We start from the raw sequence: 13,273 nt of genomic DNA, 5'->3' as shown, positions 1-13,273 counted from the left end.
AATACAATTCAACAAGTTAGACAGAAACCTCCCCACTTCCACGTCAACTTAGTTTCCTTCAAGAAAAAATCATAGTGTGATTGGCATAAATTTACAGACTGAATAGTTTGCGAGTTTTTGAAGAAAATTGGAGTGTAGACAATAGGTTAAAGGTGGGAGAAATATAAAGACAAGTCGTTACCAACCCAACACATTGAACAAAAAGAAAAATTTTCTTTCGCCCAATAAAAAACGCCCCAGTCAAAAGCTGACTGGGGCGGCTGAATCAGCCTAATCCAATAACGTGAAACAAAAGGTCTGAAAGATAGAACATCTTACCTCTGTACCCTACGAGTATTAATGTACAACAATTGGTCAGAATTGCAAAGAATTTTTGTAGTTTTTTTTCATGAAATTTTTATTAAGCAACATCAAAGTTAACTTTGCGCTAGCTTTTTTAATCGCAAAAAAAAGCCAGCGTTTGTGCGCTGGCTCATAATTAATTGGTTATTTTGGTCTAAAAGTGACTAATGAGCTTGATCCCAGTTGTCACCGTGCCCTGCTTCTGCAACCAACGGTACTTTTAGCTCTGCTGCAGATTCCATCAATTTCTGTACTTTACTTTCAATTTCGGACAATGATGACTCTTCAACTTCAAAGACCAATTCATCGTGTACTTGCATTAACAACTTCACACGACCATTGCCTTCTTCCTGAATCCACTGATCAACCAACAGCATCGCTTTCTTAATGATGTCCGCAGCTGTACCTTGCATCGGTGCGTTGATTGCCGCACGTTCAGCAGCTTTACGACGCATACCGTTGCGCGATTTGATTTCTGGTAAATGCAAACGTCGACCAAAAATCGTTTCAACATAGCCCTTATCTGCAGCCGTGCTGCGCGTGTCTTCCATGTACTGCATAACGCCAGGGTAACGCTCAAAGTATTTATCCATGTAGGCTTGTGCTTCGCCGCGAGGGATACCAAGCTGCTTCGCCAAACCAAATGCACTCATGCCATAGATAAGCCCGAAGTTAACGGCTTTAGCACGGCGACGCTGCTCACTGGATACTTGTTCAATATCCAGACCCATAATTTCTGCCGCAGTTGCCGCGTGAATGTCTTTACCATCACGGAAGGCATCTAATAACGCTTGGTCGCCAGAAAGGTGAGCCATGATGCGCAGTTCGATTTGCGAGTAGTCGACCGCTAAGATCTTATGCCCAGATGGTGCGACAAACGCTTGGCGAATACGACGGCCGGCTTCGTTACGAATTGGAATGTTTTGTAAGTTCGGATCGGTAGAAGATAGACGACCTGTTGCGGTTACTGCTTGATGGTAAGAAGTATGCACACGCCCTGTTGTTGGGTTGATCATCTTCGGCAGCTTGTCCGTGTACGTCGATTTAAGCTTCGCCAAACCGCGATATTCCAAAATCAATTTTGGCAGTGGGTAATCTAAGGCAAGCTCTTGTAGCACTTCTTCATTCGTCGATGGTGTACCTGATGGCGTTTTCTTCACCACCGGTAACCCCATTTTTTCAAATAGGATGGCTTGTAATTGCTTTGGCGAGTTCATGTTGAACTCTTGCTCTGCAATTTCATACGCTTTCTTTTCAAGCTCATCAAGGCGAGCGGTAATCTCGACCGACTGCGCACTCAGCTTCATTTCGTCAATAAAGACCCCGGTGCGTTCAATGCGCGAAAGAACTGGCACCAACGGCATTTCAATCTCTTCGTACACTGTCTTCAGGCTTTCATCCTGCTCGATATTCGCAAACAAGCGATTGTGCAGACGAAGGGTCACATCCGCATCTTCTGCCGCGTATGGCGATGCTTGTTCCAACTCGATTTGGTTAAACGTAAGCTGATTTTTGCCTTTACCTGCAATTTGCTCAAAAGAAATGCAACGATGCTGTAGGAAGCGCAGCGCCAAGCTGTCCATATCGTGTTTACCGCCGACACTGTTGTAAATGTACGATTCCAACATCGTGTCGTGCTTGATACCTTTTAGCTCAATATCATAACGAGCCAATACAGACGCATCATACTTTAAGTTTTGACCAACTTTTGCTTTCGCTGCGTCTTCAAGAATTGGCTTAAGCTGTTCTAGAACCCAATCACGATCAAGCTGTTCAGGTGCATCTAGGTAGTCATGTGCAACAGGCACATAAGCGGCAATACCTTCATCGACAGCAAATGACAAACCAACTAGGTTCGCTAGCATGTAATCTAGGTTGTCGGTTTCCGTATCAAACGCAAACAACTCGGCCGTTTGAAGTTTGTCTAGCCACGCATTGAAGGTCTCTTCATCCAGAATCGTTTCATATTGGCTGCGGTCGATTGTCACTGCGGAAGTTTCCATCTCGGCATGAGAAGCTGAGGCTTGAGCAGAGCCAGCAAGCTCAACAGCTTCTACCGACCCAGAACCACCTTCAAGTAGCTCGTTCAACCAAGATTTAAACGTCAGTTGACCATACAACTTCACTAGTTCGTCTTTATTTGGTTCCGCTTTCAGCAGTGACTCTGGCGTTTCTTCAAGTTCAACATCCAATTTAATGGTCGCGAGCTCGTACGACAGCATGGCATTTTCTTTGTTATCGATGAGCTTCTTCGCCATGGTTTTAGAACCACGGAAACCGAGCGCAGCAATGTCATCGAGATTTTCATACAGCTTAGTCAGACCGCCAATACCTTGCAGTAGTGCGGTCGCTGTTTTGTCACCCACGCCTGGTACACCAGGGATGTTATCTACTTTATCGCCCATCAGCGCTAGGTAGTCGATGATTAACTCAGGTGGAATGCCAAACTTTTCAACCACACCTTCACGATCCATCACGACGTTCGTCATGGTGTTGATCAGGGTAATATTATCATCCACCAACTGCGCCATGTCTTTATCACCAGTACTGATCAATACAGGCATGCCCTTTTGTGATGCTTGATGCGCCAACGTACCAATGACGTCATCCGCTTCGACACCAGGAACACAGATCAGTGGTAAACCCATCGCGCGAATAACATTGTGCAATGGTTCAATTTGACAACGCAGATCATCCGGCATTGGCGGACGATTAGCTTTGTATTCTGCATACATATCATCACGGAAGGTTTTTCCCTTCGCATCGAAAACCACCGCGATGCGCTCAGACGCAAACTGACGCATCATGCTGCGTAACATGTTCACGACACCGTAAACGGCATTAGTTGGAATTTCACCATTGCTCATGGTGCCCGGGTAGGCGTGAAAAGCGCGATATAGGTAAGAAGAGCCGTCGATAAGGATCAACGGATTTTCAGGAATACTTGCCATAATTGTCTGTATCCAATTCAGTACTTGAGAGATCTGCCTAGGATGCCATGACTGCTGATCCGAATCTATCTTGTTCGCTCGATCTAGGTCGCGTAAATTTTTCGATTTTATTCACGAAGATAACCTCACCCTGTGGATAACTCTGTTTATAGAAATTATCCACTGGTTATCCAATGATAGAAAACACAAAAAACACATACGGTAAGTTATTGTTTTTAAGTATTTATTTTATAAAACGGCGAGAAGATCAACGATCCTTAAATGATCATCGTGTGTGGAAAAAATACGAATAGTGACGTCAAATAGAAATCGTAGAAAAGAAAAAAGCGACCCGAATGGGGTCGCCTAGCAGAAGTGGTAAAGCAAATTCTGTAAATAGAGCAGCTTAACCAAGAAGCTATAAATTACACTGGAAGCAATGTGAGCAATGTCGTGTCAAAAAGAATTCGTGCAAGTTCTCGGAAAAATGTTTCATCACTTCTCAACTTTCAGTTAATCAACTTCTGTTAATAAGTCATTCAACGTCCTTGTGAACTCTTCCTCATTCCCTAAGACAGGTTTAATAATAATGATTATCATTTCGTAGTCAACAGTTAAATGAGAAAAAATCTCATTTATTTTCACATCGCTTTAATGAAATGAACTCGAGATTCACGAAGATTAATTTTTTCTTCAAATTTTTCAATGATATACCCATTTCTCAATAACAATCGAAGCATAGCAGGAAACTGATTTCGAGATTTCACTTTTAACGTGTTATAGCCTTGCTCAGCCGCCCAATCTTCTTGTGCTTCCAAAAGTAATTGTGCCACGCCTTCATTTCGAGCCTCAGGAACTACACCACCTAACCAGCTATAGAAAACACCATCCTCTAATTCGTAACCTATTTTGAAGCCGACAATCGTGCCATTTTTTTCTGCAACGAGGATTAAACTGTTTTTCTCTTCTAAACGTTGAGTCATGGAGTCTACCGTTTCTCCTTTCGAAAATTCGGTAACACGTGCCACAACTTGAAGTGCTTCTTCCAATGTGCCTTCACGAATCAGCATTGTCATTGTTCTCTTCTCCAAAATAAAAATACCCAAGCACCTTGGATTGTTACTGTTGTAATCCGCCTGAGGTTACTTGGGTATATACAGACGAACAACTCTTGTTGGTCTGGTGTTTCTCACTGAGCGATAATTACTCTTCAGTCGCTTCCGGAGTACGATTTAGGTGTTGAGCAGTTTGTGCATTCTCTTCTGCCAACCACTCAGCCACATCTTTCGCAAAGTACGTTAAGATGCCGTCAGCACCTGCACGTTTGAAGCACAGTAGTGATTCCATCACAATTTCGCGCTCTTTGAGCCAGCCATTCATGATCGCCGCTTTATGCATCGCGTACTCACCAGACACCTGATACGCAAACGTCGGTACCTGAAGTTCGGTTTTAACTCGGCGAACTACATCTAAGTATGGCATACCAGGTTTAACCATCACCATGTCCGCACCTTCATTGATGTCTAGCGCCACTTCATGGATCGCTTCGTCAATGTTTGCTGGGTCCATTTGGTAGTTTTTCTTGTTGCCGCCTTTTAGATTTGAAGAAGAGCCAACCGCATCACGGAATGGTCCGTAGTAGTTCGACGCGTACTTAGCCGAGTAAGCCATGATTTGTGTATGAATGTAGCCCGCATTTTCTAATGCTTCGCGGATCTTACCAATACGGCCATCCATCATGTCTGAAGGCGCGACGACGTCAGCACCCGCTTCAGCGTGAGACAAAGCCTGCTTAACCAGTACTTCCGTGGTTTCATCATTCATTACGTAGCCATCTTCATCGATGATGCCGTCTTGGCCGTGCGTCGTGAATGGGTCAAGTGCCACGTCTGTGATCACACCGATTTGAGGAATATGTTCTTTAAGCGCACGTACTGCTCGCTGGACCAAACCTTCTGGGTTGTAGGCTTCAGTAGCACATAAGCTTTTAGCGTCTTGGTTTACGACAGGGAAAAGCGCGATTGCTGGAACGCCTAGATTTGCAAGGTATTGCGCTTCTTCTAGCATTAAATCAATCGACAAACGCTCTACACCCGGCATGGACTCCACGCTCTCACGACGACCTTTACCCATAAGAATGAACATTGGGTAAATCAGATCATTAACAGAAAGTTGGTTCTCAGCCATCAAACGACGACTAAAATCGTGCTTACGTAAACGACGCATACGGCGTGCAGGGAATGGACCTTGAATTGATACAGACACCATTTTCTCCTTGTCTGGACGGTTATGATGATCAAATCATCTGGTGAACAAAATCATATCACTCTTGATGCATGTTGCGAGTGACAATCTGGAAAAAGGTAATGAAAAAAACTGAAAATGACCCAGCACTCACACTCAAGTATACTTCGAATACGAAACCAACCATGAAGCACAGAGAGTAACGATGATCGATACCCACGCGCACATCTATGCCAGCGAATTTGATAACGACCGCGATGAAGTAGTACAACGCGCCTTAGCGCAAGGCATTAATAAGATCCTGTTGCCAAACATCGATCTGGACTCTATTGAGCCCATGCTACAAACCGAAGCGGCGTATCCTGACGTGTGCCACTCAATGATGGGACTCCATCCTTGCTATGTGGATAACAACGTTGAGCAAACGCTGGAAATCATCCGCGGCTGGTTTGAGAAACACAAGTTTATTGCGGTGGGCGAAATTGGTATCGACCTGTATTGGGACAAAACCTATCGCGCCGAGCAAGAGATGGCATTCGTGACTCAGCTAAACTGGGCAAAAGAGATGGATTTACCGGTCGTGATCCACACTCGTGATTCGATTGAAGAAACACTCACTTTGCTAAGACAAGAGCAAGATGGTCGTCTGCGTGGTGTATTCCACTGTTTTGGCGGCAGTTTAGAAGAAGCGCAAGCAATCAATGAGCTAGGCTTCCACTTAGGCTTGGGTGGCGTATCGACCTTTAAGAATGGCGGGATGGATAAAGTCATTCCACATTTGGATATGCAGTGGGTCATTTTAGAAACCGATTGTCCATACTTAGCGCCTGTACCGCACCGTGGTAAGCGTAATGAACCAGCCTACACTTCTCTCGTTGCACAACGTGTTGCCGACTTGCGTGATGTCGATGTCGCAACTATCGATGCAATAACGACTGAAAATGCCAAAAAGCTGTTTAATATTTAATTCACGAAAATTGAAAAAAGCGACGAAACCAACGTCGCTTTTTTATTACCTAAACTATTGAATGAATTATTCAACCTATTGAAATAATAGAACAACCCACACAAAGTTATTGATAAACATAATAATTAACTAGCAACTCTACTTACCTCTCATATCGCCACTTTACTTCGTCTGTTTTGCAAAACTGTCGACAATTAGACATATTCTTTTTCTATACTGCTTTATGCCCATTAATTAGCACAAATGTAAAACAGCATGAATATGGAAGTTGAAGTGTGTACACATGGTGCTTACTTACAACGCGTACCGCGCAGTTTTTTTCAAAAGCTGCTGGGCATCAAGGAAGTATACGTATGCACAAAGTGTGGTTACGTCATGAAAGTTAAGTAGTTAGCCCAAGAAACAAACCAACCGCAAAAAAAGCGGCTCAATTGAGCCGCTTTTTACATCTACAGTAAACTTATTCTTCGGTTTCCGCTTCTGCCTCTTCGCCTCGACGCGTATAAAAACGCGCAAAGAACAAACCGACTTCAAACAGTAAACACATCGGAATAGCGAGTAAGGTTTGCGAGATCATGTCTGGTGGCGTTAACACCATGCCTACGACAAACGCCGCCACAATGATATAAGGCCGTTTCTGTCTTAGATCTTCTGGAGTGGTGGCACCAGTCCAACACAACAAAATGATCGCAACAGGCACCTCAAACGCGATACCAAACGCCATAAATAGTGCTAGGACAAAATCGAGATAGCTAGAAATGTCGGTCGCAAACTCTACACCACCCAATGAGATAGCAGTAAAGAAGCCAAACACTAGTGGAAACACCACAAAATACGCAAATGCCACACCGCAATAAAACAGCAGTGAGCTGGAAAACAGCAACGGCATAATCAAACGACGCTCATGTTTGTATAAGCCAGGAGCAACAAAGGCCCAAACTTGATACAAAATAAACGGCACCGCAATAAATACCGAAGCGATTAACGTCAACTTCAGTGGCGTGAAAAAGGGTGAAGCCACATCCGTAGCAATCATGGTCGCGCCTTCAGGTAGACGCTCTACTAAAGGTGCGGAAACAAACTCGTAAATGTGGTTAGAGAAATAAATTAGTCCGACAAACACCACCAACACTGCCAAAATTGAGCGCAGTAGTCGGTTGCGAAGCTCCAACAAATGACTAATTAAAGGTTGTGTCTGCTCGACGGTAGACATGGCAAACCTCTTATTAAAAACCAGATCAAAAAGGAGCTACCAATCACTAGTAGCTCCTCCTAATGAGACTATTCGGCTTTCTTATCTGCCGCTGTAACCTTGCTCTCTTCCGCTTTCTCTACCTTTTCTGCTGCTGGCTCTGTTTTTACAGGCTCAGCCTCTGAATCGGTGTTCTTTGCGTAAGGACGATTTACAGATTGCGCTGCCTTCTTCAATTCTTCGACTGAAGATTTCAACTCAGGAGACAAATCATCCATCCCCATTTGCTCTGCTTTGCGCAAGTTTTCTTGCAGCTCTTGGACTTTCAGCTCGTGTGACAATTCGTCTTTGACGCTATTTGCCATACTCTTAGCGGCACCGATAAAGCGAGACACGCTGCGAATAGCATGAGGCAAACGCTCCGGCCCAAGAACGACCAGACCAACAACAGATATTAATACCAGTTCCCAAAAACCGATATCAAACACGTTTTACGCCTGCTCTTTGTCTTTTTTCGTTTCAGGAGCAGCTTCTTTTTTCTGCTGCTCTTCTAGACTTTTTGGTTCGAAGTCTGCGTCTTTGTCATTTTTCGCAGGTTCATCTTCGCTCATCGCTTTTTTGAAGCCCTTAACGGCACCACCCAGATCGCCACCGATACCGCGTAGTTTCTTAGTTCCGAATAGCAATACAACAATTACAGCAATGATTAGAAGTTGCCAAACACTGATACCACCCATTCTCTTTACCTCGGGTCTTTAAATAAACAAAAATATTTCAAGAGTTTAACGTCTATTGACGATAAGCTCGCCAACTAAGCAGCCAAAATGTGACACCTGCGATACCGCTGGCCAACGAAAGCTGCTCAAAAGCATTGTTCACCAATATTGCCGAGCATACGACTAAAGTGGCGCCAACGCCAAATAAAAACTTTCCTGTCGCCTGCTGGCGCTTGCTCTGACGATACCCTTGATAAAGCTGATCCATGCGTTGGTTCATCGCTTTACCTTGTTTCAGGCTATCGTAAAGCAGCTCTGGCAGTTCCGGTAACTTCTCCGCCCAAAATGGTGCGCGATCTTTAATTGCATTCACCAAAGCTTGCGGCCCAACTTGATTCATCATCCATTCTTCAAGGAATGGTTTTGCGGTCTCCCACAAATCAAGCTGAGGGTACAGCTGCCTACCAAGCCCTTCCACGTACAGCAGCGTTTTTTGCAGCAATACAAGCTGTGGCTGAACCTCCATGTTGAATCGACGTGCCGTGTTGAACAAATTCAACAGCACATGACCAAAGGAGATTTCGCACAGCGGCTTAGCAAAAATAGGCTCACACACAATACGAATCGCGAACTCAAACTCATCGACATTGGTATCGGCAGGCACCCATCCTGAGTCCACATGTAACTCCGCCACTCGGCGGTAGTCTCGATTGAAAAACGCCAGGAAGTTTTCCGCCAGATAACGCTTGTCTTCACTATTAAGTGTACCAACGATTCCGCAATCTAGCCCGATCCACATTGGGTTCTCTGGGTGTTCTGGTTTGACGAACACGTTCCCCGGATGCATATCGGCATGGAAGAAGCTGTCTCGGAACACCTGAGTGAAGAACACACTCACGCCGCGCTCCGCGAGCAATTTCATATTGGTGCCATTTGCTTTCAAGCCTTCAATATCAGAGACTTGAATGCCATATATTCGCTCAGAAACCATGACAGTTTCATTACTGAAGTCAGGAAAAACTTCAGGAACATACAATTCTTCGCTGCCTTCAAAGTTGCGGCGCAACTGAATGGCATTCGCCGCTTCACGTCGTAAGTCGAGTTCATCAAGCAATGTTTTCTCGTACTCACGTACAACTTCAACTGGTTTCAAACGACGTGCTTCAGGCATCGCTCCGGCGACTATACGCGCCATTCGGTGCATCAGTTTTAGATCTGAATCAATGACCGGGCGAATATCTGGGCGGATAACCTTTAATACCACTTCTTGGTTAGAGTCTTTTAAACGCGCAGTATGCACCTGAGCAATCGATGCTGACGCCAGTGGTTTGATATCAAACTCGGTAAACCAGTTTTCTAACGGACCACCTAATGCTTGCTCCATCTGCTTTTTTGCTAGCTCACCATCAAATGGCGCGACTTGGTCTTGAAGCAAAGCTAGGGGATCAGCAATATGCGGAGGAAATAAGTCACGGCGCGTTGACATCATCTGACCGAACTTAATCCAAACTGGCCCCAGCTCTTGCAACGCTAAACGCAGGCGCTCACCGAGTGGTTTTTCTGGATGCTTGTTCTTAATCCAGAACAGGCTTTTGCGCAGTAATAACGGAGCTTTGGTCAGTTGGTGATCGGGAAGCAGCTCATCTAAGCCGTATTCCAGTTGTACTTTGGCGATGTGGTATAAGCGCTTTAGTTCTGCTGGCGTCATGGTTTCTCCAATGCCGGCTTATTTGCATCCAGCTTATTCAGCAAAGCAGTCAAGCGTGCTTCAACGCGAGAAGCCTGGCTGCGAACCTCATCAACCTGGTCGCAAAAATACGCCACTTCTAGAGGAGCAGGTGCCAACTTCCACTCTTCAGTCACTACTTGCGCAAGATGACGCTGGTGTTTTTCTGCTTGAGACGCAAGAAAGTTGCCTATGTTTTTTGAACCTTGCACAAAGGTATGTGCGGCGACATCGCCAGTCACGCGAGACAACCACTCTTCAACATCTGGTTTGCAATCCACCATCAACTGAGAGAATTTCTGCGCCAATTGAATATCGCCTTCAAGCTCGAGTTTATCTTGTTTAATAAGGCGAGTGATGTTGGCCTGGTCACGCAGCTCTGGCAACACGCTCAAGTTGAGCGATAGATAGCAGTTTGGCTGTCCTTCGTAATGACCGAGCACATCAATTTGCTGACTAAAAACGAATGTCAGTGTTTTATTGATCTCTTTCAGGTGAACTTGAATAACTTGACCTTTTAGACGCGCTAAACGACGGCCCAATGCAGGGTCGTCTTTGATCAGTGTATTCAGTGACGTTTCAATCACAGCGGTGATAAGTGGTTCAAATGGCATGCCGTTAACCCTTAGAATTTATAACCGCGATGCAAAGCCACAATACCACCAGTTAAGTTGTAGTATTTGGTGTTTTCAAAACCTGCGTCTTGCATCATGCCTTCCAGCGTTTCTTGGTCTGGATGCATACGGATTGACTCCGCTAGGTAGCGGTAACTCTCTGAGTCATTCGCAACTAGCTCACCGATTCTCGGCAACAAGTGGAATGAATATGCGTCGTATACTTTCGATAACGGCTCTAGCACTGGTTTTGAAAATTCCAACACCAATAGACGGCCGCCTGGCTTCAATACGCGGAACATTGAACGAAGCGCTTTGTCTTTGTCAGTCACATTACGCAAACAAAAACTGATGGTGATGACATCAAAATAATCGTCTGGGAACGGCAGTTCTTCTGCGTTGGCTTGAACGTAATGCACGTTACCCACAATTCCGTTATCGCGCAGTTTATCGCGACCAACGTTAAGCATTGAATTATTGATATCAGCAAGGATGACATGGCCCTCATCGCCAACAATGCGCGAGAATTTCGCCGTCAAATCACCCGTACCACCACCTAGGTCAAGAATACGTTGGCCAGGGCGAGCGCCACTACAATCGATAGTGAAGCGCTTCCAAAGGCGGTGAATACCACCAGACATCAGGTCATTCATGATGTCGTATTTTGTTGCCACGGAGTGGAATACTTCGGCAACCTTAGTCACTTTTTCGTCTTTTGCCACTGTAGAGAAACCAAAGTGAGTGGTTTCATTCTCTAACGCTGTATTGGATTGCAAACTTGTGTCCGTCATTCTAATTCCTCTTAGGCAGCGCTTTCTCTCTGCGGGGCGTTTGCTGACAAATAAAATCGCCCACTGCACTGCGGGCGATTAGTTTACTTTATCCTCAGCCGGATGTCTTTCTACTAACGGGTCATTTTCTGAAAATGAATCACTCTGCGCTAACTGTGCGAGATCAGAAGAAATTGGTCGTTTGATTTCAACCCCAAGGTGCTTAAAGCTTTCGGCTTGACGAATCACATTCCCGCGCCCTGTGGCAAGCTTGTTCATTGCGCCTTGATAGCTTTGATTCGCCTTATCCAGCGCACCGCCGAGCCCTTCCATGTCGTCTACAAACAATCGTAATTTGTCGTAGAGTTTTGTCGCGCGCTGCGCAATCATTTTGGCGTTTTCATTCTGGCGTTCATTGCGCCATAGATTATCAATGGTGCGCAGTGCCACCAGCAACGTTGTTGGGCTCACCAAAATGATGTTTTGCTCCATCGCGTCTTTGATCAAGCTTGGATCGGCTTGAATCGCAACTTGGAACGCAGGCTCAACCGGAATAAACATCAGCACATAGTCCAAACTCTGAATACCTTTGAGTTTGTGGTAGTCCTTCATGCTTAAACCCTTAATGTGCGCACGCAGTGCGGCTAAGTGCGCACTCAAAGCCTGGTCTCGCTCGGCATCAGTTTCGGCGTTGAAATAGCGCTCATAGGCGACCAGCGCCATTTTGGAATCCACAACCACTTGTTTGTTTTGTGGGAGATGAACAATCACATCAGGTTGGTAGCGCTTGCCTGCTTCATTTTGCAAATTCACCTGAGTCTGATATTCGTGCCCTTCACGTAAGCCAGACTCGGCAAGCACCCTAGCGAGCACTACTTCGCCCCAGTTACCTTGCTGCTTGTTGTCCCCTTTCAACGCTTGGGTCAAATTAACCGCTTCGCGCGTCATTTGCTCATTCAAACGTTGCAGGTTTTTGAGCTCATGCACTAAGGTATGGCGCTCTTTAGCTTCTTGGCTAAAGCTGTCATTAACGTGCTTTTTGAATCCTTCTAGCTGCTCTCGGAGCGGTGACAACAAACCTTCCAAACTCTGACGGTTTTGCAAGTCGACCTTCGCGGTTTTTTCTTCAAACAGTTGGTTGGCCAAGTGCTCAAATTGCTGTTTCAGGCGCGCTTCCGCTTGCTCTAGAATTTGCAGTTTTTCGGCATTGGCTTGGTTGATTTGCTCATGACGTGCTTGCTGCTCACGCAGTTGCGTTTCTAGACGTGATTTGTGCTCACGCATCTGACCAAGCTCATCAAAGTATTGTTGGCGCTCTTGCTTTACGGCCTCGAAGTAACGCAGTTTTTCCATTGCTGCCATCAGCTTTCCGTGTGTTTGGCGTACTTCAAACGCGGCTTTATCGCGCTCATCATCTAATTCATCCAACTCTTGCTGGGCATCGGCAAGGCTTTGTTTAACCTGTTCAAGCTGCTGTTGGTGAAGCTGCTTTTCTGAAACAAGTTGTTGTTCGAGAAGCTGAGTTTGGGTGATAAAACGCTGTTTCACCCACCAACCGACGGCGACACCACTAAGCGTGGCAGCGCAAAGAGAAGAGAGAATGAGAGATTGGTACTCAAGAATCCATTGCATAATAGCGAGTTAGCCTGTGTTTTGTATCTATAACAATGGTATTTAGACACTGGATAAATGTCCAGTTTGTTGGATGAAAAATCCTCGCATACACTAGGCCTTCCTATAATATTCTTTCTTCCGCTCAAATGAACCAGACC

General features: G+C 45.3%; 11 protein-coding genes. 1 reads left to right on the top strand and 10 read right to left on the bottom strand.

Annotated features, from left to right (window positions below):
• Positions 1-506: 506 nt before the first annotated feature.
• The 3 genes from polA to hemB form a co-directional block, all read right to left on the bottom strand.
• The gene (gene polA / locus R2S67_RS16635; protein ID WP_317345818.1) at positions 507-3,293 is read right to left on the bottom strand and encodes a DNA polymerase I; all 2,787 of its coding nucleotides are present in this window, start codon (positions 3,291-3,293) and stop codon (positions 507-509) included.
• Between the two features lie 620 nt (positions 3,294-3,913).
• Positions 3,914-4,348 (bottom strand): GNAT family N-acetyltransferase, encoded by a 435-nt coding sequence (locus tag R2S67_RS16630; RefSeq protein ID WP_012841227.1) that lies wholly within the window; start codon positions 4,346-4,348, stop codon positions 3,914-3,916.
• 127 nt (positions 4,349-4,475) lie between these two features.
• On the bottom strand, positions 4,476-5,537 hold the full coding sequence (hemB, locus tag R2S67_RS16625; RefSeq protein ID WP_167427120.1) for a porphobilinogen synthase: 1,062 nt from the start codon (positions 5,535-5,537) through the stop codon (positions 4,476-4,478).
• Between the two features lie 184 nt (positions 5,538-5,721).
• Here hemB and R2S67_RS16620 point away from each other — a divergent pair, with 184 nt between their 5' ends.
• On the top strand, positions 5,722-6,483 hold the full coding sequence (locus R2S67_RS16620; protein WP_006741775.1) for a TatD family hydrolase: 762 nt from the start codon (positions 5,722-5,724) through the stop codon (positions 6,481-6,483).
• Positions 6,484-6,943: 460 nt separating this feature from the next.
• Here R2S67_RS16620 and tatC read toward each other — a convergent pair whose 3' ends face one another.
• The 7 genes from tatC to rmuC form a co-directional block, all read right to left on the bottom strand.
• Positions 6,944-7,696 carry a twin-arginine translocase subunit TatC gene (tatC, locus tag R2S67_RS16615; protein ID WP_005394442.1) on the bottom strand — a complete coding sequence of 251 codons (753 nt, stop codon included), beginning with the start codon at positions 7,694-7,696 and terminating at the stop codon, positions 6,944-6,946.
• A 68-nt stretch (positions 7,697-7,764) separates the two neighbouring features.
• Positions 7,765-8,163, bottom strand: a complete 399-nt coding sequence (gene tatB / locus R2S67_RS16610; protein ID WP_005382959.1) for a Sec-independent protein translocase protein TatB — start codon at positions 8,161-8,163, stop codon at positions 7,765-7,767.
• Between the two features lie 3 nt (positions 8,164-8,166).
• Positions 8,167-8,412 carry a Sec-independent protein translocase subunit TatA gene (gene tatA / locus R2S67_RS16605; RefSeq protein ID WP_005382958.1) on the bottom strand — a complete coding sequence of 82 codons (246 nt, stop codon included), beginning with the start codon at positions 8,410-8,412 and terminating at the stop codon, positions 8,167-8,169.
• 52 nt (positions 8,413-8,464) lie between these two features.
• Positions 8,465-10,099, bottom strand: coding sequence for a ubiquinone biosynthesis regulatory protein kinase UbiB (gene ubiB / locus R2S67_RS16600; protein WP_104974618.1), 1,635 nt, complete (start codon positions 10,097-10,099; stop codon positions 8,465-8,467).
• Positions 10,096-10,731, bottom strand: coding sequence for an SCP2 domain-containing protein (locus tag R2S67_RS16595; protein ID WP_065646522.1), 636 nt, complete (start codon positions 10,729-10,731; stop codon positions 10,096-10,098). The genes ubiB and R2S67_RS16595 overlap by 4 nt, the downstream gene beginning before the upstream one ends.
• 11 nt (positions 10,732-10,742) lie before the next feature.
• On the bottom strand, positions 10,743-11,522 hold the full coding sequence (gene ubiE / locus R2S67_RS16590; RefSeq protein WP_005379210.1) for a bifunctional demethylmenaquinone methyltransferase/2-methoxy-6-polyprenyl-1,4-benzoquinol methylase UbiE: 780 nt from the start codon (positions 11,520-11,522) through the stop codon (positions 10,743-10,745).
• 78 nt (positions 11,523-11,600) lie between these two features.
• On the bottom strand, positions 11,601-13,133 hold the full coding sequence (gene rmuC / locus R2S67_RS16585) for a DNA recombination protein RmuC (protein WP_005394435.1): 1,533 nt from the start codon (positions 13,131-13,133) through the stop codon (positions 11,601-11,603).
• Between the last annotated feature and the right edge of the window lie 140 nt (positions 13,134-13,273).

Origin of the sequence: Vibrio sp. T13N (assembly GCF_032970445.1) — a bacterium.
In the GTDB taxonomy this organism is placed as follows: Bacteria; Pseudomonadota; Gammaproteobacteria; order Enterobacterales; family Vibrionaceae; genus Vibrio; species Vibrio diabolicus.
Note: the sequence above shows the minus strand (reverse complement) of the source record. Positions and strands in the feature narration are given on the sequence as shown.

Excerpts from the sequence above, each read along its gene's own strand:
- polA (WP_317345818.1), bottom strand. The coding sequence starts at position 3,293 with ATGGCAAGTATTCCTGAAAATCCGTTGATCCTTATCGACGGCTCTTCT.
- R2S67_RS16630 (WP_012841227.1), bottom strand. The coding sequence starts at position 4,348 with ATGACAATGCTGATTCGTGAAGGCACATTGGAAGAAGCACTTCAAGTT.
- R2S67_RS16620 (WP_006741775.1), top strand. The coding sequence starts at position 5,722 with ATGATCGATACCCACGCGCACATCTATGCCAGCGAATTTGATAACGAC.
- tatC (WP_005394442.1), bottom strand. The coding sequence starts at position 7,696 with ATGTCTACCGTCGAGCAGACACAACCTTTAATTAGTCATTTGTTGGAG.
- tatA (WP_005382958.1), bottom strand. The coding sequence starts at position 8,412 with ATGGGTGGTATCAGTGTTTGGCAACTTCTAATCATTGCTGTAATTGTT.
- ubiB (WP_104974618.1), bottom strand. The coding sequence starts at position 10,099 with ATGACGCCAGCAGAACTAAAGCGCTTATACCACATCGCCAAAGTACAA.
- R2S67_RS16595 (WP_065646522.1), bottom strand. The coding sequence starts at position 10,731 with ATGCCATTTGAACCACTTATCACCGCTGTGATTGAAACGTCACTGAAT.
- ubiE (WP_005379210.1), bottom strand. The coding sequence starts at position 11,522 with ATGACGGACACAAGTTTGCAATCCAATACAGCGTTAGAGAATGAAACC.
- rmuC (WP_005394435.1), bottom strand. The coding sequence starts at position 13,133 with ATGCAATGGATTCTTGAGTACCAATCTCTCATTCTCTCTTCTCTTTGC.